Source organism: Ketobacter alkanivorans (genome assembly GCF_002863865.1).
In the GTDB taxonomy this organism is placed as follows: Bacteria; Pseudomonadota; Gammaproteobacteria; order Pseudomonadales; family Ketobacteraceae; genus Ketobacter; species Ketobacter alkanivorans.
Map to the genome: position 1 here is coordinate 1,896,339 of NZ_CP022684.1, position 14,579 is coordinate 1,910,917.

The following is a 14,579-nucleotide window of genomic DNA, read 5'->3' on the forward strand; positions in this document are numbered from 1 at the left end:
CTGCAAATGCGCAACAAACCCAGATGCATCATACCAGCAGACTTTTGAAGATCCTTGTCGCCAATCGCAAGTGCTCAGCCATCATCAGATCCTGATCGTAGTCCTCCCCCATCAGGGAGGACTGCATACCCCTGGTTGAGAAAACCCCCAACACCAAGTTAGTGCAAGAGATCATATTAGCTACCACTTTCGCCTTACTAATCGCTTGGCTTGCGGGCAGGCCCTCCATAAACTGTTGCGACTGCGCAACAAATTGCTGCTGCCACTGCAATACTTTCGGGTTAATACGCTGGGGAGGGCTGGTGAACTCGCGATGTAGAATCTGTGCGCAATAGGGATGAGCGTTGTGTAACTCCAATAATTTCCTTGGCATATCAAATAGTGTGTTGAGGGTCAGTTCTGACATATTCCAACTCAGCAATGCATCGCTGAAGGGCAACAAAGCACGATCGATTACCGCCTCATATATTGCTTCTTTGTTGGCGAAATGCGCATACAAGCTGGGTTCACGAATCCCCACCAATGCAGAGATTTCCCGCAATGTTGTACCATCGTAAGTGTTGTCTGCAAACAGCTTTTCTGCCGCATCCAGGATACGCTCGCGGGTTGAGTCTGGTTTAAGGCGCGGGGCATCCTGCGCCGTGGTTACTACCGTCATTGTGTTATTGGTATACCCTTTTAGTGTTGTTACTAATAAAGCGAATCGCTGCCCGCCTGCTCAACAATCTGCGCAATACAAAATTCACCCATCGATTCAAGCGCCCTGCAATGTGCGTTGGGCACTTACCCAGCTGCCCCAACACCTCGACAACCACATCATCGGCCTGCATAGGAAACACTGACGAGCGCTTGTCTGCGGGTGTCAGCGCATCAAATGTTGGAGTATGAGTGGCACCGGCAACAGCAGCCAACACATCCACCCCATGAGGGTTAAGTTCAGCCCATAAACCCTCAGCAAGAACGGTATCAAAAGCCTTGCTCGCCGCATAGGTTGCCACCATCGCCGTTCCCTGAAACCCGGACAGCGACGACATCAATATAATACCGCCCCTGCCACGCTGCTTCATTGCCGGGGCCAGCTCAGCGACAAACTGCAGTGGGCTGCGCACATTCACATCCAGTATTTTCAGTTTATCCTCAAGCGAGGTTTGCAAAAACTCTCCAATCACAGAGTGACAAGCCACGTACACCAACAACCCAACTTCGCGATCACCCAGATGGCGACGCAGAATGTCGACACAATCGCCATCGGCCAGATCCATCTCGATAGCTATGGTATCTACCCCGTAGCGCTGACTCAGATCGTCCGCCTGCTCCTTTAGCCTAGTACCCATTAGGGAAACCATCAGGATATTCAGCCCCTGCGCTGCCAATTGTTCGCTGAAACTGGCACCTATGCCTGTGGACGCTCCCGCCACGACGCACCAGGGCCCATATCGACCAGACCAACTTTTCTCGTATTTTTTTGTCATTTATATCACTTTCCCGATATTAAAACCGAAGCACCGACACCACACTAGATATATGAATGTATTTTTGCAATATATATTGCATTTAAAGCTGCCTTACATTAACGTCTAGAAAAACTAATAATTGATAGGAAGCAAGATGGCCTCAACTGCACCCCACAATAGCCTTAATAACTGCCTGCAAGGCAAAGTCGCCCTCATCACCGGTGCCGGGCAAGGTGTTGGCCAGGGGATAGCCTTGGCGATGGCGGACGCAGGGGCAAACATCGTGGTGGCAGGGCGCACGCTGGACAAGTTGCAGCACACCTGTGACTTGATCCGTGAGCGAGGCTGCGAAGCCGTCCCCGTTCAATGCAACGTGATGTCTGCTGAGTCACTGCAAAACACCGTTGATGTCGCATTAGAAACATTCGGCACGGTGGATATCCTGGTAAACAACGCTCAGGAAACCTGCCTGGGCACATTACTGGATTTAACCGAAGAAACTCTGGATGCTGGCTGGCAGTCCGGCCCCAAAGCAACCTTTCGCATGATGAAATTATGCTATCCACACCTCAAGGGGGGTGGCTGCATTGTGAACCTGGCTTCTACTTCAGCAAAGCGTTGGGACAGCTCAGGTTACGGCGCCTACGCTGCGGCGAAAGATGCCATCAAGGCCCTGACCCGTGCTGCCGCCTGCGAATGGGCCAAGGATGGTATCCGCAGCAACGTTATCCTCCCTCTGGCCTCATCTCCCGGTCTGCAACGGTGGATAGAACAAAACCCACGTGAATCCAAACCATTTATTCGCTCCCTTCCCATGCAAAGGGTAGGGGACTGTGAACAGGACATCGGACGTTTTGTAGCAAGCTTGTGCAGCGACAACAGCGCCTACATCAATGGTCAGAGCATCGCCATTGATGGTGGTCAGGCGTACATGGGGTAGCGCGTTGTGAAAACCGCAATTGCTCTACTTAATCGTTTCCGCAAACTTACTTTATGGTGGCGTGGGTTGCGCGGACAAACCGCAGACTCCATCGCAGAACAACGCATTCTGTCCGGGCAGAGCTGGGAAGAATTCTGTGACACGCTGAAAGCGGCGGGAGCCTCACTTAGTTTTCCTGGCACGCCGCAAGATGCATTCAACCAGGCAGAAGGTTATCGCTACCTTACCCGACTAACCCGCGCGGGGTTAATGGCATTTATGGAACACTCTGACCCCAAGGCACCCACATTACACAGAGTGGTGCACGAGACCGTTAAAATGGGTGCCGATAATCCTGACAATTACTACCAAACTGCAAGCATCTGCGGAGAATACGATTACCGCATAACAGGCACGCGCAACACCGTCAAATATCTCGGCTTTGGCACCCAGATCGGTCATTACGGGCAAGGGGGAGGCATGCCTCCTTCTGGGTACCTGGAGGCCTCCGAGTTGCAGATAGAAGATGACGGCACATTTGAGATCATCGTCAGCGCCAAACCACAACCAAAAAACTGGTTACCCATGGTGCCTGAAAGTGGAAACCTGATTGTACGGCAGACTTTTCTTGACCGGGAAAGCGAGACACCCGCCGACTTACATATTGAACGCATTACTACACCGAACGAACCGAACGAACCCAGCAGAGTCACCCCTGGGCGCGTAGATGCCGGACTGAAATCCACCAGTACGCTAGTGGCCGGTGCATCGCTGTTGTTTGCCAAATGGGCTCGGGACTTTCAACAGCATAGCAATCAGCTTCCCATGTTCGATCAGAATGTGTCTAACGCCGCTGGCGGTGACCCAAACATCGTGTACTACCATAGTCACTGGGCCTTGGCCCCCGACGAAGCACTGGTAATTGAAGTTACTCCCCCGACATGTGAACACTGGAACTTTCAACTTAACAATTACTGGATGGAGTCACTGGACTACGCCCATTACCGGATTCATACCAACAAGCACCTCGCCCACTATGAACCCGACAGTAGAGTACGAATTATCGTGGCTCATAATGATCCGGGGCTGCCAAACTGGATCAACACTACCGGGCACTCCAGCGGCACCATGTGCTTTCGCTGGATTCGGGCCGAACAGCATCCTCAGCCCGACACTCGCGTTGTAAAGCTTTCACAATTGCAGGCCGCAATAAAACAAAAACAACCAGTATCGTTTGAGAATGACCATGGGTAAAAAACTACTCCACACCACCAACCAATATGCAAAACCATATCGACCTTTACCTATTGCATTATTCAATCGCGCTGGGCGCGTCGCCGAAAAACTAGGCGTGCTAGCGGATATTGATGTAGAGCAACTGATTACCAATGCTCGCCGCAAGAGCGGTTTGAATGAGTTTGGCGATGAATGGTTTCGCGAGCCATTAACCGTGCTGGTGGAATCCATTAACCGAGAGGCGAATCTTACCCCAACAGGTAAGCTAATTCAGAAAACCAGACTGGAAGGTGCCTTGATTGCTCGCCTTCGAGCTGAACAACTACTGCAGAAGCACCCCGAGATCCACGACATAGATCTTGGCAAAATAATCATTATCGCCGGGCTGCAACGCACAGGCACCACCACACTACACCGACTATTGGCGGCTGATCCAAATATGCGGGCGTTAATGTCGTGGGAGGCATTGAATCCTATCCCTTTGCCAAAAGAGCCCCTCGGCAACCCAAAAAGGCGTATTGCGAAAGCCAAAACTGCGGAAAAAGGACTGGCCTACCTGGCACCTGAATTTTTTGCCATTCATCCAGTTGAGCACGACGCCCCTGAAGAAGATGTTCTGTTGCTGGACTTATGCTTTATGAGCCAGTCACCCGAGGCAACCTTACACGTCCCCACCTACGCTGCCTGGCTTGAACAACAGGATCACACCCCAGCTTATACTTACCTGCGTACCCTGCTTAAGATTCTAAGCTGGCAGCGGCCGGCAAAAAACTGGGTATTAAAAACGCCTCATCATATGGAATACCTGGATGTCATTCTTCAGGTTTTTCCTGAAGCATCCATTGTACAAACTCATCGTGATCCACAGAAAACCACAGGTTCTTTCTGCAGCATGGTGTCCCATGGGCGCGGGGTATTCAGTGATGAGGTCGATGCCAGAGAAGTAGCCAGGCATTGGATGCGCAAAGTTAACCGTTTAATGCAGCGCTCCATAAATGTACGTGAACAGTGTGAGCAAAAGCGTTTTATCGACGTATCCTACTATGATCTGGTAAGCGATCCCATTAGCCAAGTCGCCCGAATCTACGAATTCGCAGGCATACCATTCGATCAGTCAGCCGCTGAAGCAGCCGAATCCACCAGCAAACGCAATGTTCAGAATCGCTACGGCAAACATATTTATGATCTGGAAGACTTCGGGCTCACCCAAGACGCCATTGAGCATCAATACGCTTTCTATCGCCGCCGCTACGGAATCCCCTATGAAAACTAATACCACTCAAACAGGGGCCAATGGCGTAGGCCACAAAGGAATCATCTCTGCAGTAGCCACCGCATTGCTGGATATTTTCAGCGAACAGAATCGACTGCCCCCGCTGGAACCCGGCAAACGCATCGACGGTAAGGTTTGCCTGATCACCGGTGCCAATAGTGGCTTGGGCAAGGCCGTTGCCATTGACCTTGCACGCCGGGGCGGTCATGTCATTATGGTATGTCGTAACGACACTCCAACTGCAAGAGAAGAGATAATTCGGGATTCGGGCAGCACCCGCATCGAAATGATGAGGGCAGATCTGTCTGACCTGGAATCGGTTTCTTACCTGTGCGATCAACTACGTGCGCGCAATGTAAAACTGGATATTGCTGTATTGAACGCTGGCCTGATGCCACTCAACGCACGCAAGTCAGCGCAAGGCCATGAGCTGATGTTCGCCGTCCATTTTTTAGCAAACAGGCTGATGCTAGCCCGCTGGCTTGCAGATGGCGTAATACCGCAGGATCGTTCTGGCCTTAATATTCCCAGGGTTGTTTTTGTTTCCTCTGAGGCACACCAATCATCTGCTCCCATTGATTTTAATCACTTTGCCAAATTCCACGACTATGGCCTGAAAGATGGCATGAAATACTATGGACTAAGCAAATTGCACTTAAGCACTTTTGCTTGCGAGCTGAACCGCCAGCTGAATGAAAGCGCGCCGCCCAAGGTCGCCGTTCACCATCTCTGCCCCGGCCCGATAGCCTCCAACATCGCCCGTGAATCACCCCCATACATAAAGCCTATTCTATCTCCCATTATGAAACTGCTGTTTCGATCACCCGAAAAAGCGGCAGAACCCGTTATCTATCTGGCATGCGCAGATGCCATGGGCCTGCGCAGCGGAGTGTATCTCCACATGATGAAAGAAAAACATCCGTCGCCGCTGGCAGTTGACGCAACCAACGGCAAGCTGTTGTGGGAAAAGAGCGCTGTACTGCTAGAAAGTCATCTGCCTTCAAACCCGAGGAAAATGGAATGCCTCTAAGCGATATCTCAACTGCGGTGACCAGTGTCGCTCGCCGACTGTTTACCACACCGCCCATGGCCACCCCGGTTGACCTAACCAATAAGATAGCCATTGTGACCGGAGCATCCCCTGGATCAATTGGTTACGAGACCGCAAAAACCCTTGCCAGCTGGGGCGCCAAAGTGGTCGTAACCACGCGCAACAACACAGATCAATGTGTCCATCAATTAACATCAGAGCTACAACATAAACGTTTACCTAACGACATCATCGGTCACAGCCTTGATTTAACCAAGGCCGAAACTGTGGAAGATTTCGTTGCGTGGTATGGAAACACTGTCGGTGACACACTGGATCTTCTGGTAAACAACGCTGGTGTGCATTCTGACATCATGGGAAGCTGGAAGGAGCCCATGATGAGCGCTGACGGTTTCGAAATTCACTGGCGAACCAACTACCTTGGGCCAATGCACCTGACTCACCGCTTGCTGCCCTTTCTGGGAAGAGCAGGAAACAAATCCGAACCATCGCGCGTAATATTTGTTGCATCGCATCTGCACCAGAAAGGGGAGAACAGCGAACTTTTCCAGCGCAACAAACCTTACAACTCTTGGCTGGCTTACGCTCAATCAAAACTCGGCCTGGTGCATGCCGCATTTGAACTCCACAAGCGTTACTCACCCCAGCATATTCAAAGCTATGTACTACATCCAGGCTCCATCGCCACCAATATTGCCCTGAAAGGAATGGAGAGCAACCAAACCATGAAGAAGCTGCTGGAGATCGTCAATCCGCTGCAGGCTTGGTTTATGTTAACGCCTGTGCAAGGAGCGCAAACACAGATCTACTGCGCAACGGCACCCGGGCTGCCCGGTGGGCGCTACTTTGATCGCTGCTCCGTTGCTCAGCCAAACCCCGAAGCCAGCAACGCAGAAGTGTCACGCAAACTGTGGGATGAAACTCAACAATGGGTAGATAGCCTACCGCAGGCAAAAACAAACACTACAACAAGCACCTCCTCACCCAACAACATGAGCCCAGCGTGATGCCTGCCTTCATTGCCTGCTCTGACAGAGTTGAAATTGACGCTCCGCAACAACTGGTGTGGAATATTCTGTACGACGTTAGACACTACCCCGAGTGGAATCCATTCACCGAACGCGTCATCACTGATTTCAAGCCAGGCAGCGCGGTTGAGCTTCACGTCCATCTTCCCAGGCGAGGCACGCGCTTACAACGGGAGTTCATCACTCTGCTGAAGCCTCCAACCCAAATGGAATGGGGCATGCACATGATCTCTGAGCACTGGCTGAAGGCACGCCGCCTGCAGACCATTGATATTATCTCCCCCGAACGCTGCTGCTACCACACAGAAGACCACATAACCGGCCTGTTAGCGCCCTTAGTGCGCTGGCTGTTTCGCCAGCCCATGATCGACGGGTTTAACGCGATGGCCTACGCCCTTAAACAAAAAGCAGAAGCAGACTATCGCAGGATTTCCCAAAGGGACAACGCAAAGGCATACTCATGAACGAACTCGACGCACGCATTCAACGGCTGGAAGACATAGAGCAGATACGACAACTCAAAGCGCGTTACTTTCACAACTGCGATCGTAAAAACATCAGCGCGATCAAACGTTGTTTCTGCCCGGGAGCCGTACATATCGATTACGGCGCATTAGGTGTATTCAGCTCACGGGAGGACTTTTTAGCCCTGTACGAAGAGCTGGCCTGCCATGATCACATAGTGGATATGCACCACGGACAGAACGCTCAGATCCAGTGGCAAACAACAACCACCGCCAGCGCCACCTGGGATCTCTATTTCCATCAGATTGACCAACAAAACAAGACCTTAACCCAGCTGGCAGGATACTACGAAGACGAATACCTAAAGCAAGATGGACACTGGCAAATCAAGCGTACCGTGTTTCGAGTCACCTCCACCTGCTTAGTCCAAATGGACGATACCAAACTGCAGCTCCTGTTCGCCGGAAAACAGGCTCCTGCACCATAAATATATTTTATTATCAGCAAGTTACGCGCTCACCCTGATTTCTATCGATCTAATATTAACCAATCGGTATAACGATCCTCCCTGCAGCGCCCGTGCGCCCTATTGATGTTGTTTTCAAATCGGTATACGGTGTAAACCACATAGTCACATCATTACAAAAACAACGAGAAAAATACTGCAGGAGAGGAAACCATGTACATCGGAAAAACCTTACCCGAACGCCCCATCCCTTTTGAACAATTCGATCCAGACTACCTGGCCAATTACGTGCGTGAAAACATCCTGCCCAAGTGTGTCACTGAGCGCCAAAAATTAATTTGCCAGAACTTCGTAGATCATGCCACCGCCGAGTGTAAAGGTGACTATGAGACGTTAATGGCATCATGCTCACGCCTACGTCAGGATTATCGTCGCTGGGGTCAAGGTGACGACGGCCTGATGGACGGTATCCAGCCACAATCCTACGACGAGCTGTGCGTATTCTACGGCAACCTCGTTACGTTTAATTTATTTGTCATTCACCTGGAGCTGGAAAAATTCATCGTCGGTGAAGACACTCTGGTTCTGGAAGGCAACGTTCATCAAATGTACCCCGGTGCAATGTTGCCCGTGGCATTCGGAATCGAGCCCGATGACGAAGACGCCGTATACATGCTGACAATACGCATGGCACTGTTCTTCATCTTCGACGAAGACGGTATGGGTTGCGGCGAGCAATCCTATACTAACGGTGATCCTACCGAAGCCAGCTTTGTGAAAGTCCCCAATGAATTTGTACCGCAACGTTTCTGGGACAATCTCAAGAAGCAACAGGAACTGCAAGACGCCGACGATTAATCGTCTAGCCTGAATTCAAACGTAATTATCCTACCCGCCGGAGACCATTTCCGGCGGCGCTGATACTCCAACCGACTACGAGTGAAAACGGAGAATCACAATGACTGCAACAGCAAAAGCCCAACTGCCTCCCGGCCCTAAGGAAATGAAAATAAAACAGGCCATGAACATGGGGTATGGCATTTGGCAGTATTTGGAAAAGCAACAACAGAAGTTCGGTGACTATTTCACCCTGAGCCTACCTGGCCAAGGCCCCATGGTAATCATCAGCGACCCGAAAGCGGTTAAAGACATCTTTTCGCTTAAGCCTGAACAGTACGATGCCTCTCTCACCCAGATCCCCATGGATGTCGGCGAGAACAACACTGTGTTTCTTAATCTCAAGAAACATCAGGATTCTCGTAAAATGATTATTCCTCCATTGAACACCCATCGTCTGAAAGACCGCGCGGGTGTTATGCATGAGATCGTCACAGATCACATCAATTCTTGGCACATCGGCGACGAATTTAATGTGCCTCGTCTGGTGGGTGACATTACCCTGGATGTGATTTGTTACACCGTTTTCAATCTACGCCACGGCGATCGTAAGGATACCTACAAAAGGCTGATGCTGGGCTGGCTATTGTCTGCCTGCAGCGATGCCAACTTTGCCGTGGGCTCCATGATCGGTGCCAAAAAATACCGGGGAATCCTCAACAAAGCCTATCTAAAGCGCACTGAAAAGGGCGATTTCGGTGATGGCAAAAAAGGTCTTTTCCCCTGGAAGCAGGCCATAGACTTAAAAGTTCAACTTGCTGATATGATTCGCCAGGACATTCGCAGCATTCGTCTACGCATGGACAGCAACGAAAGCCACATGCTTTCTATTCTATCCCGCGCCACCGACGAAGACGGCAATCTGCTGGACGAAGAACGCGTGATCTCAGAGACCGTTGGTCTGCTTGTAGGGGGTCACGAAACCAGTGCCGCCACATCGGCCTGGTTTATGATCTGGCTACTCAAGAACCCCGACATCACGCAGCGCATCCGCGAAGAAGTGAAAGAGTCCATCGCCGCAGAAGGCGGCTTTGACCCGATCAAGATCGCTGAACTGCCCTTCCTGACAGCCTGCCTGAATGAATCCCAGCGCCTCACCCCCTCAGCGGTGGGCACCATTCGCTGGCTGACGGAAGACACTAAGATCGGCGACGCAGTGATTCCCGGTGGTGCTTCAGTGCTTCCCTGCACCTACCTGACTCATCGTCGTAAAGATATCTTTGGAGAAGACGCCAACGAGTACCGACCCGATCGCTGGCTGGAAGGCAATAAGTTCAGCCCCAATGAGTATTTTCCTTTTGGTGGCGGACGTCGCGCCTGTGTAGGCATGAATCAGGCCCGCCAACAGCTGCGAATTATCTTCGCTGAGTTTGCTCGTCGGGTCACTTTCAGCTCCGTACACGCTGAAGGCGACGACTGGCCCACACCACGTCAAATCGGTGGCCAAACCGAACCTGATGTTGGGGTGATCGTAAAAGTGGAAGAAGTTCGCGCAGAAGACACGGACTTTCCGGCCAATCTGACCCAAGAGAAATTGGCTCAAAGTGCCTGACCAGTGCCACTGCTCTTGGCTAAAAACAGGCTAAATTAAACGTCTCAACACATCTTCAGCACCCACAAAGGCCCCTCACGGGGCCTTTTATTTTTACAGCCTAGGGCACCCCCTCCATCGTTACATTTCTTTACCCGAACGCAACCATCACAATTTGACAACAAGCCCTGTCAAAAATAATATGACAGGGCTTGTTGTCAGAACTGGATGCTGACGAGCCTATAAAACAATAAAAATGTAACGGATGGACAGCTTGATGAATCATGTGGAAACCTCACCAGAAGTCGGATCATCGCTAATCAACGGAAAAGTCGGTGCCACTCTGGCCCTACTCTCAACACTGTTATTGTCAGCCTGTGGCGGTGGCTCCTCAGATCCCGGCGCGCAAACCAACAGCAGAACCTCCAGTGAACCCGAAACTGAACTGGTCGAAGAAGACCCGGCCCCCATTCTGGATGAGGATGCAGAAGACCTCGTAACCGTTACCGGTGGCGGAATCTACAATCCAGCAGCCATATACCCCAAAGCCGTCACCTTGCCATTGCAGTTTATTACTACCCAGGGTGGCAAAAAATTGGCCGCCACTGTCACACTGCCTGCCGATGAAAACGGTACACCCGCTCCTGGCCCATTTCCCGTTATCCTGACTCAGTCAGCCTACAATACCAATCTGCTCACCACCTTATTGATGGGCACACCAGGTAACTTGCTGCTTGGCGTCAGTGATGCGTTCATCGTGCGCCGAGGCTACGCTCAGGTGGCAGTTGATGCATTAGGAACCGGCATATCGCAAGGCGGATGGGAGCTGCTGGGTGAGGAAGAGCAAGTCGGCTTTGCCGATGCGGTGGATTGGGTTCATCAACAACCCTGGTCTAACGGCAAACTTGGCGTGGCGGGCGTATCGTACATGGCCATCAGCTCACTATTTGCCGCACAACGCCGCCCGGATTCCATAGATGCCGTGTTCGCAAGCCTCCCCATGGGAGACGCCATGCGTGGCACCGTGGGCATAGGTGGCATGTTGAACGGACTCTTCATGAGCACCTGGATGCAGCTAACCCACATCACCGCCACCCAAAATCTGCCGATATCGTTACTGAAACCCCAGCACATGAATCACATCATCAACGTCACCCAGGAGCACGTGGATCAAATCGATAGTTACTACTTGCCATTGATCAACAGCGCTCTGGATGGCGCACCCACCTACAATTACGACGGTGAATTCTGGCAGTTACGTTCACCCATCACCAATATGGATCGAATCACCGCGCCGACATTCATCCTGGGTGCATTACACGATCTATTCCAGCGGGATGAACCCCAGCTGTTCGAAATTCTACGTAACAACAATGTCGACAGCCGTCTGGTTATCTACGATGGCAGTCACTTTGTAAACTTTGTCGCCACCCATCTGGGCAATCAAGCGGTTCCACCTGTGGATCTATTGATGCTGCAATGGTTTGACAAGTATCTCAAAGAGCAGGACACCGGCATTGAGGCGATGCCTAACGTTGTTCAGTTCGTGAAGAACTACCCCACCGAAAGTACCCCGGAAGAATTCCGCAACGACCACTTTTCATCTACCACGGAATGGCCGCACCCACTAGCTCAGGCAGAGCGCTGGTACCTGCAAGACAACCATCAACTTTCCCGCACAGCACCAAGCGCAGAAGCCGAAGCCATCATGACGCAACCCGAACACCCTTCGGGTCGCGCGTACAACGCCAACGGCTTGCTCGGGTTTGAACTGCACATCAACGATGGCACCCAATGCTCGCGCAGCTTTGATCAATGGACACTGGGCTTGAATCTGCCAACCCCCTGCTTCAGCAACAGTGACCTGGTAGACCAGCAGCGCCTGATTTTTGAATCAGAACCCATGACCGAAGATTACTATATCAACGGCCCAATTCAGGCAGACATATGGATTGATAGTACCGTGACTGAAGCGGTGGTATCTGTGCAGGTGGAAGAAGTGTCACAGCGTCAATCCCTGCCTCTCACCAATGGCCAACTGCTGGCTTCCGGCCGGGCTAATGATGTGACTCGTTCACGATTTATGGATGGAGAAATGATCCAGCCATATCACTACTTCACTGAAGAGGCCAGTCAACCACTGGTACCGGGTGAAATAGTGAAATTACAAATCGAGATCTTTCCCACCAGCGCTATCATCCGCCGCGGCAATAAACTTCGAATATCCATCAGCCCCAGTAACCAGGCACAAGCCATGCTGAATTATCCAAGACAGGCACAGGCCGAAGGCGGAATCACCACTATTCACATCAGCCCGGAATATCCATCCAGCGTGGTGCTGCCCATAGTGCCTACCAGCGCACTGAACTAATGATTTATCGACCATAAATGGAGAGTAATTAGGATATGAGTTCATCTTCTAACAACAATCACGGACCATCCCTATCACGGCGTAAGTTTTTAGGCGGCACCGTTGCAACCGTTGCAGCAGGCACGGTGTTACCCGGATGCAAATTCGTTGCTGGCTCCGGCAGCAACACCATCCCGATGCCACCAGAGTTTCCTACTGGTATCGAGCTGTATCAGCAAAGTTTTGTAAACTGGGCTCGAGAAACAAAAATTTCTGGCGTATGGTTCTGCTCACCCCGCAGCGCCGAAGAAGTGGTTACTGTGGCCAACTGGGCCAAGGATCACGGATACCGTCTGCGCCCATTGGGCAGTGGCCACGGTTTTGCGCCAACACTATTACCCCGTGGCCACAGCGGTCAGAAGGTCGTTATCGTTAACACCCACGATTACATGAACAGCATCACCGTAAATGCCGACGATGAAGTGAAATCCGCATCCTGCGGTGCCGGAGCTTACATCGAAGACATCTGCGCCGAGTTGGAACAATACGATCTGGGGCTATACCACACCACCGCTCCCGGTGGCGTATCCATTGCCGGAGCATTGGCAATGAATGCTCACGGAGCCGCTACTCCTCAGCTAGGCGAAACCTTGCAACCAGGGCACTCCTGGGGAACATTGAGCAACCTGGTGCTGGAAATCACTGCCGTTGCCTGGAACGAAGATCAGGGCCAGTATGAACTAAGAACCTATCAGCGCAACGATCCGGCCATCGGCCCGCTATTGACCTGTCTGGCCCGCGCTTTCATTACCTCGGTAAGAATACAAGCTGGTCCAAATTTAAAAATCCGCTTATTGAGCCGCACCGATCTTACCGCCGACGAAGTACTGGCTATGCCGGAAAATGAAACCGAAAACTCGTTTTCCAACCTGTCAGATCAACACGGCACCATGGATATTATCTACTACCCGTTTAACCCAGAGAATATCGTCTGGCTGAAAAGCTGGACCGTGACACCGGAGAAGCCAGAATCCAGCCGCGAAGTGCTGGAGCCATACCAACTTTCCGATGGTGTGAAGGTCGCACCCTGGCAGGCCGATGCGCTCAGCTCAACATTGCGCACATTCCCACGCATCGTGCCCCAATACAATAAAATCTCAGTAGATGGCTTAAGATCATTATTGGCAGACGAAGACCCCACAACCAAAATCAACGACATCTGGGGATCGGCCTACACCACAACACTGTATGTTCAACCAGAAACGCCGCGCCTGACCGTGGCAGCCTGGGGTGTGGTGGTGTCCCGTGCAAACATGCAACGGGCACTGGCAGAATGGTATGAGTTCTTTACTGAGCTGCTGGCAGACTTCAAATCCCGAGGCCTATATCCTTATACCGGCCCGGTGGAATTGCGAGCACACGGTTTGGAAAACCCCGCAGACGTCTTGATACCCAACGCCGTTGAGCCCACGTTATCCGGCGCACGCCCTCACCCTGATCACCCGGAAAAAGACACTATCATCTGGTTTGCCATCAACAATAACGTGGATCAACCAGCAGCAATGGAGTTCAACACCCGACTGGAGCAGTGGTTCTACAGCAACTACGCAAGCTACGGCCTGGTAAGGCCCGAATGGACCAAGTGTTACGCATATTCAGACGACGGCGAATTCGGCGGTGCCTGGACTAATGAGGAAATTATGTCCGAAGTGTACCCCCGCACCTGGAATCAAGGTTACCCGGCCGACAACAATTGGGACACTGCTGCGGCACAGTTCAGGGCAATGGACCCTCATGGAGTATTTACCAACAGCCATTTGAACAAACTGTTTCCGCTAGAGAGTTAACCTGCCGCATCGGTCGTTGACCGACCGAGTATTGGGTATGGGCCTGCGCCTCGCGGGCCCAT

13 protein-coding genes are annotated in these 14,579 nt (G+C 51.7%); 11 read left to right on the plus strand and 2 right to left on the minus strand.

Features of this window, described 5'->3' with window-relative positions:
* Window positions 1–28: 28 nt before the first annotated feature.
* Window positions 29–658, minus strand: a complete 630-nt coding sequence (locus Kalk_RS08150) for a TetR/AcrR family transcriptional regulator (RefSeq protein ID WP_101893745.1) — start codon at window positions 656–658, stop codon at window positions 29–31.
* Window positions 659–662: 4 nt separating this feature from the next.
* Complete coding sequence (locus Kalk_RS08155) at window positions 663–1,472, minus strand: SDR family NAD(P)-dependent oxidoreductase (protein ID WP_101893747.1); 810 nt, start codon at window positions 1,470–1,472, stop codon at window positions 663–665.
* Window positions 1,473–1,608: 136 nt separating this feature from the next.
* Between Kalk_RS08155 and Kalk_RS08160 the strand changes: the two genes are divergently transcribed.
* From Kalk_RS08160 to Kalk_RS08210, 11 genes are all read left to right on the plus strand, one after another.
* Window positions 1,609–2,394 (plus strand): SDR family NAD(P)-dependent oxidoreductase, encoded by a 786-nt coding sequence (locus tag Kalk_RS08160; protein ID WP_101893749.1) that lies wholly within the window; start codon window positions 1,609–1,611, stop codon window positions 2,392–2,394.
* Window positions 2,395–2,400: 6 nt separating this feature from the next.
* On the plus strand, window positions 2,401–3,627 hold the full coding sequence (locus Kalk_RS08165) for a DUF1214 domain-containing protein (RefSeq protein WP_199768032.1): 1,227 nt from the start codon (window positions 2,401–2,403) through the stop codon (window positions 3,625–3,627).
* On the plus strand, window positions 3,620–4,882 hold the full coding sequence (locus Kalk_RS08170) for a sulfotransferase family protein (RefSeq protein WP_158643376.1): 1,263 nt from the start codon (window positions 3,620–3,622) through the stop codon (window positions 4,880–4,882). Before Kalk_RS08165 ends, Kalk_RS08170 begins: the two co-directional genes overlap by 8 nt.
* Complete coding sequence (locus Kalk_RS08175; protein ID WP_158643377.1) at window positions 4,872–5,912, plus strand: SDR family NAD(P)-dependent oxidoreductase; 1,041 nt, start codon at window positions 4,872–4,874, stop codon at window positions 5,910–5,912. The genes Kalk_RS08170 and Kalk_RS08175 overlap by 11 nt, the downstream gene beginning before the upstream one ends.
* Complete coding sequence (locus Kalk_RS08180) at window positions 5,903–6,940, plus strand: SDR family NAD(P)-dependent oxidoreductase (protein ID WP_101893756.1); 1,038 nt, start codon at window positions 5,903–5,905, stop codon at window positions 6,938–6,940. The genes Kalk_RS08175 and Kalk_RS08180 overlap by 10 nt, the downstream gene beginning before the upstream one ends.
* A complete protein-coding gene (locus Kalk_RS08185; protein WP_101893757.1) occupies window positions 6,940–7,425 on the plus strand; it encodes an SRPBCC domain-containing protein in 486 nt (161 codons plus the stop codon). Before Kalk_RS08180 ends, Kalk_RS08185 begins: the two co-directional genes overlap by 1 nt.
* Complete coding sequence (locus Kalk_RS08190) at window positions 7,422–7,913, plus strand: nuclear transport factor 2 family protein (protein ID WP_101893758.1); 492 nt, start codon at window positions 7,422–7,424, stop codon at window positions 7,911–7,913. Before Kalk_RS08185 ends, Kalk_RS08190 begins: the two co-directional genes overlap by 4 nt.
* A 192-nt stretch (window positions 7,914–8,105) precedes the next feature.
* Window positions 8,106–8,750 (plus strand): hypothetical protein, encoded by a 645-nt coding sequence (locus Kalk_RS08195; protein WP_101893759.1) that lies wholly within the window; start codon window positions 8,106–8,108, stop codon window positions 8,748–8,750.
* A gap of 100 nt (window positions 8,751–8,850) precedes the next feature.
* Complete coding sequence (locus tag Kalk_RS08200; RefSeq protein WP_101893760.1) at window positions 8,851–10,341, plus strand: cytochrome P450; 1,491 nt, start codon at window positions 8,851–8,853, stop codon at window positions 10,339–10,341.
* 256 nt (window positions 10,342–10,597) lie between these two features.
* Entirely contained in the window at window positions 10,598–12,691 is a 2,094-nt protein-coding gene (locus Kalk_RS08205; protein ID WP_101896251.1) for a CocE/NonD family hydrolase, read from the plus strand.
* A gap of 35 nt (window positions 12,692–12,726) precedes the next feature.
* The gene (locus tag Kalk_RS08210) at window positions 12,727–14,517 is read left to right on the plus strand and encodes a cholesterol oxidase substrate-binding domain-containing protein (protein ID WP_101893761.1); all 1,791 of its coding nucleotides are present in this window, start codon (window positions 12,727–12,729) and stop codon (window positions 14,515–14,517) included.
* The last annotated feature ends 62 nt before the right edge of the window (window positions 14,518–14,579 follow it).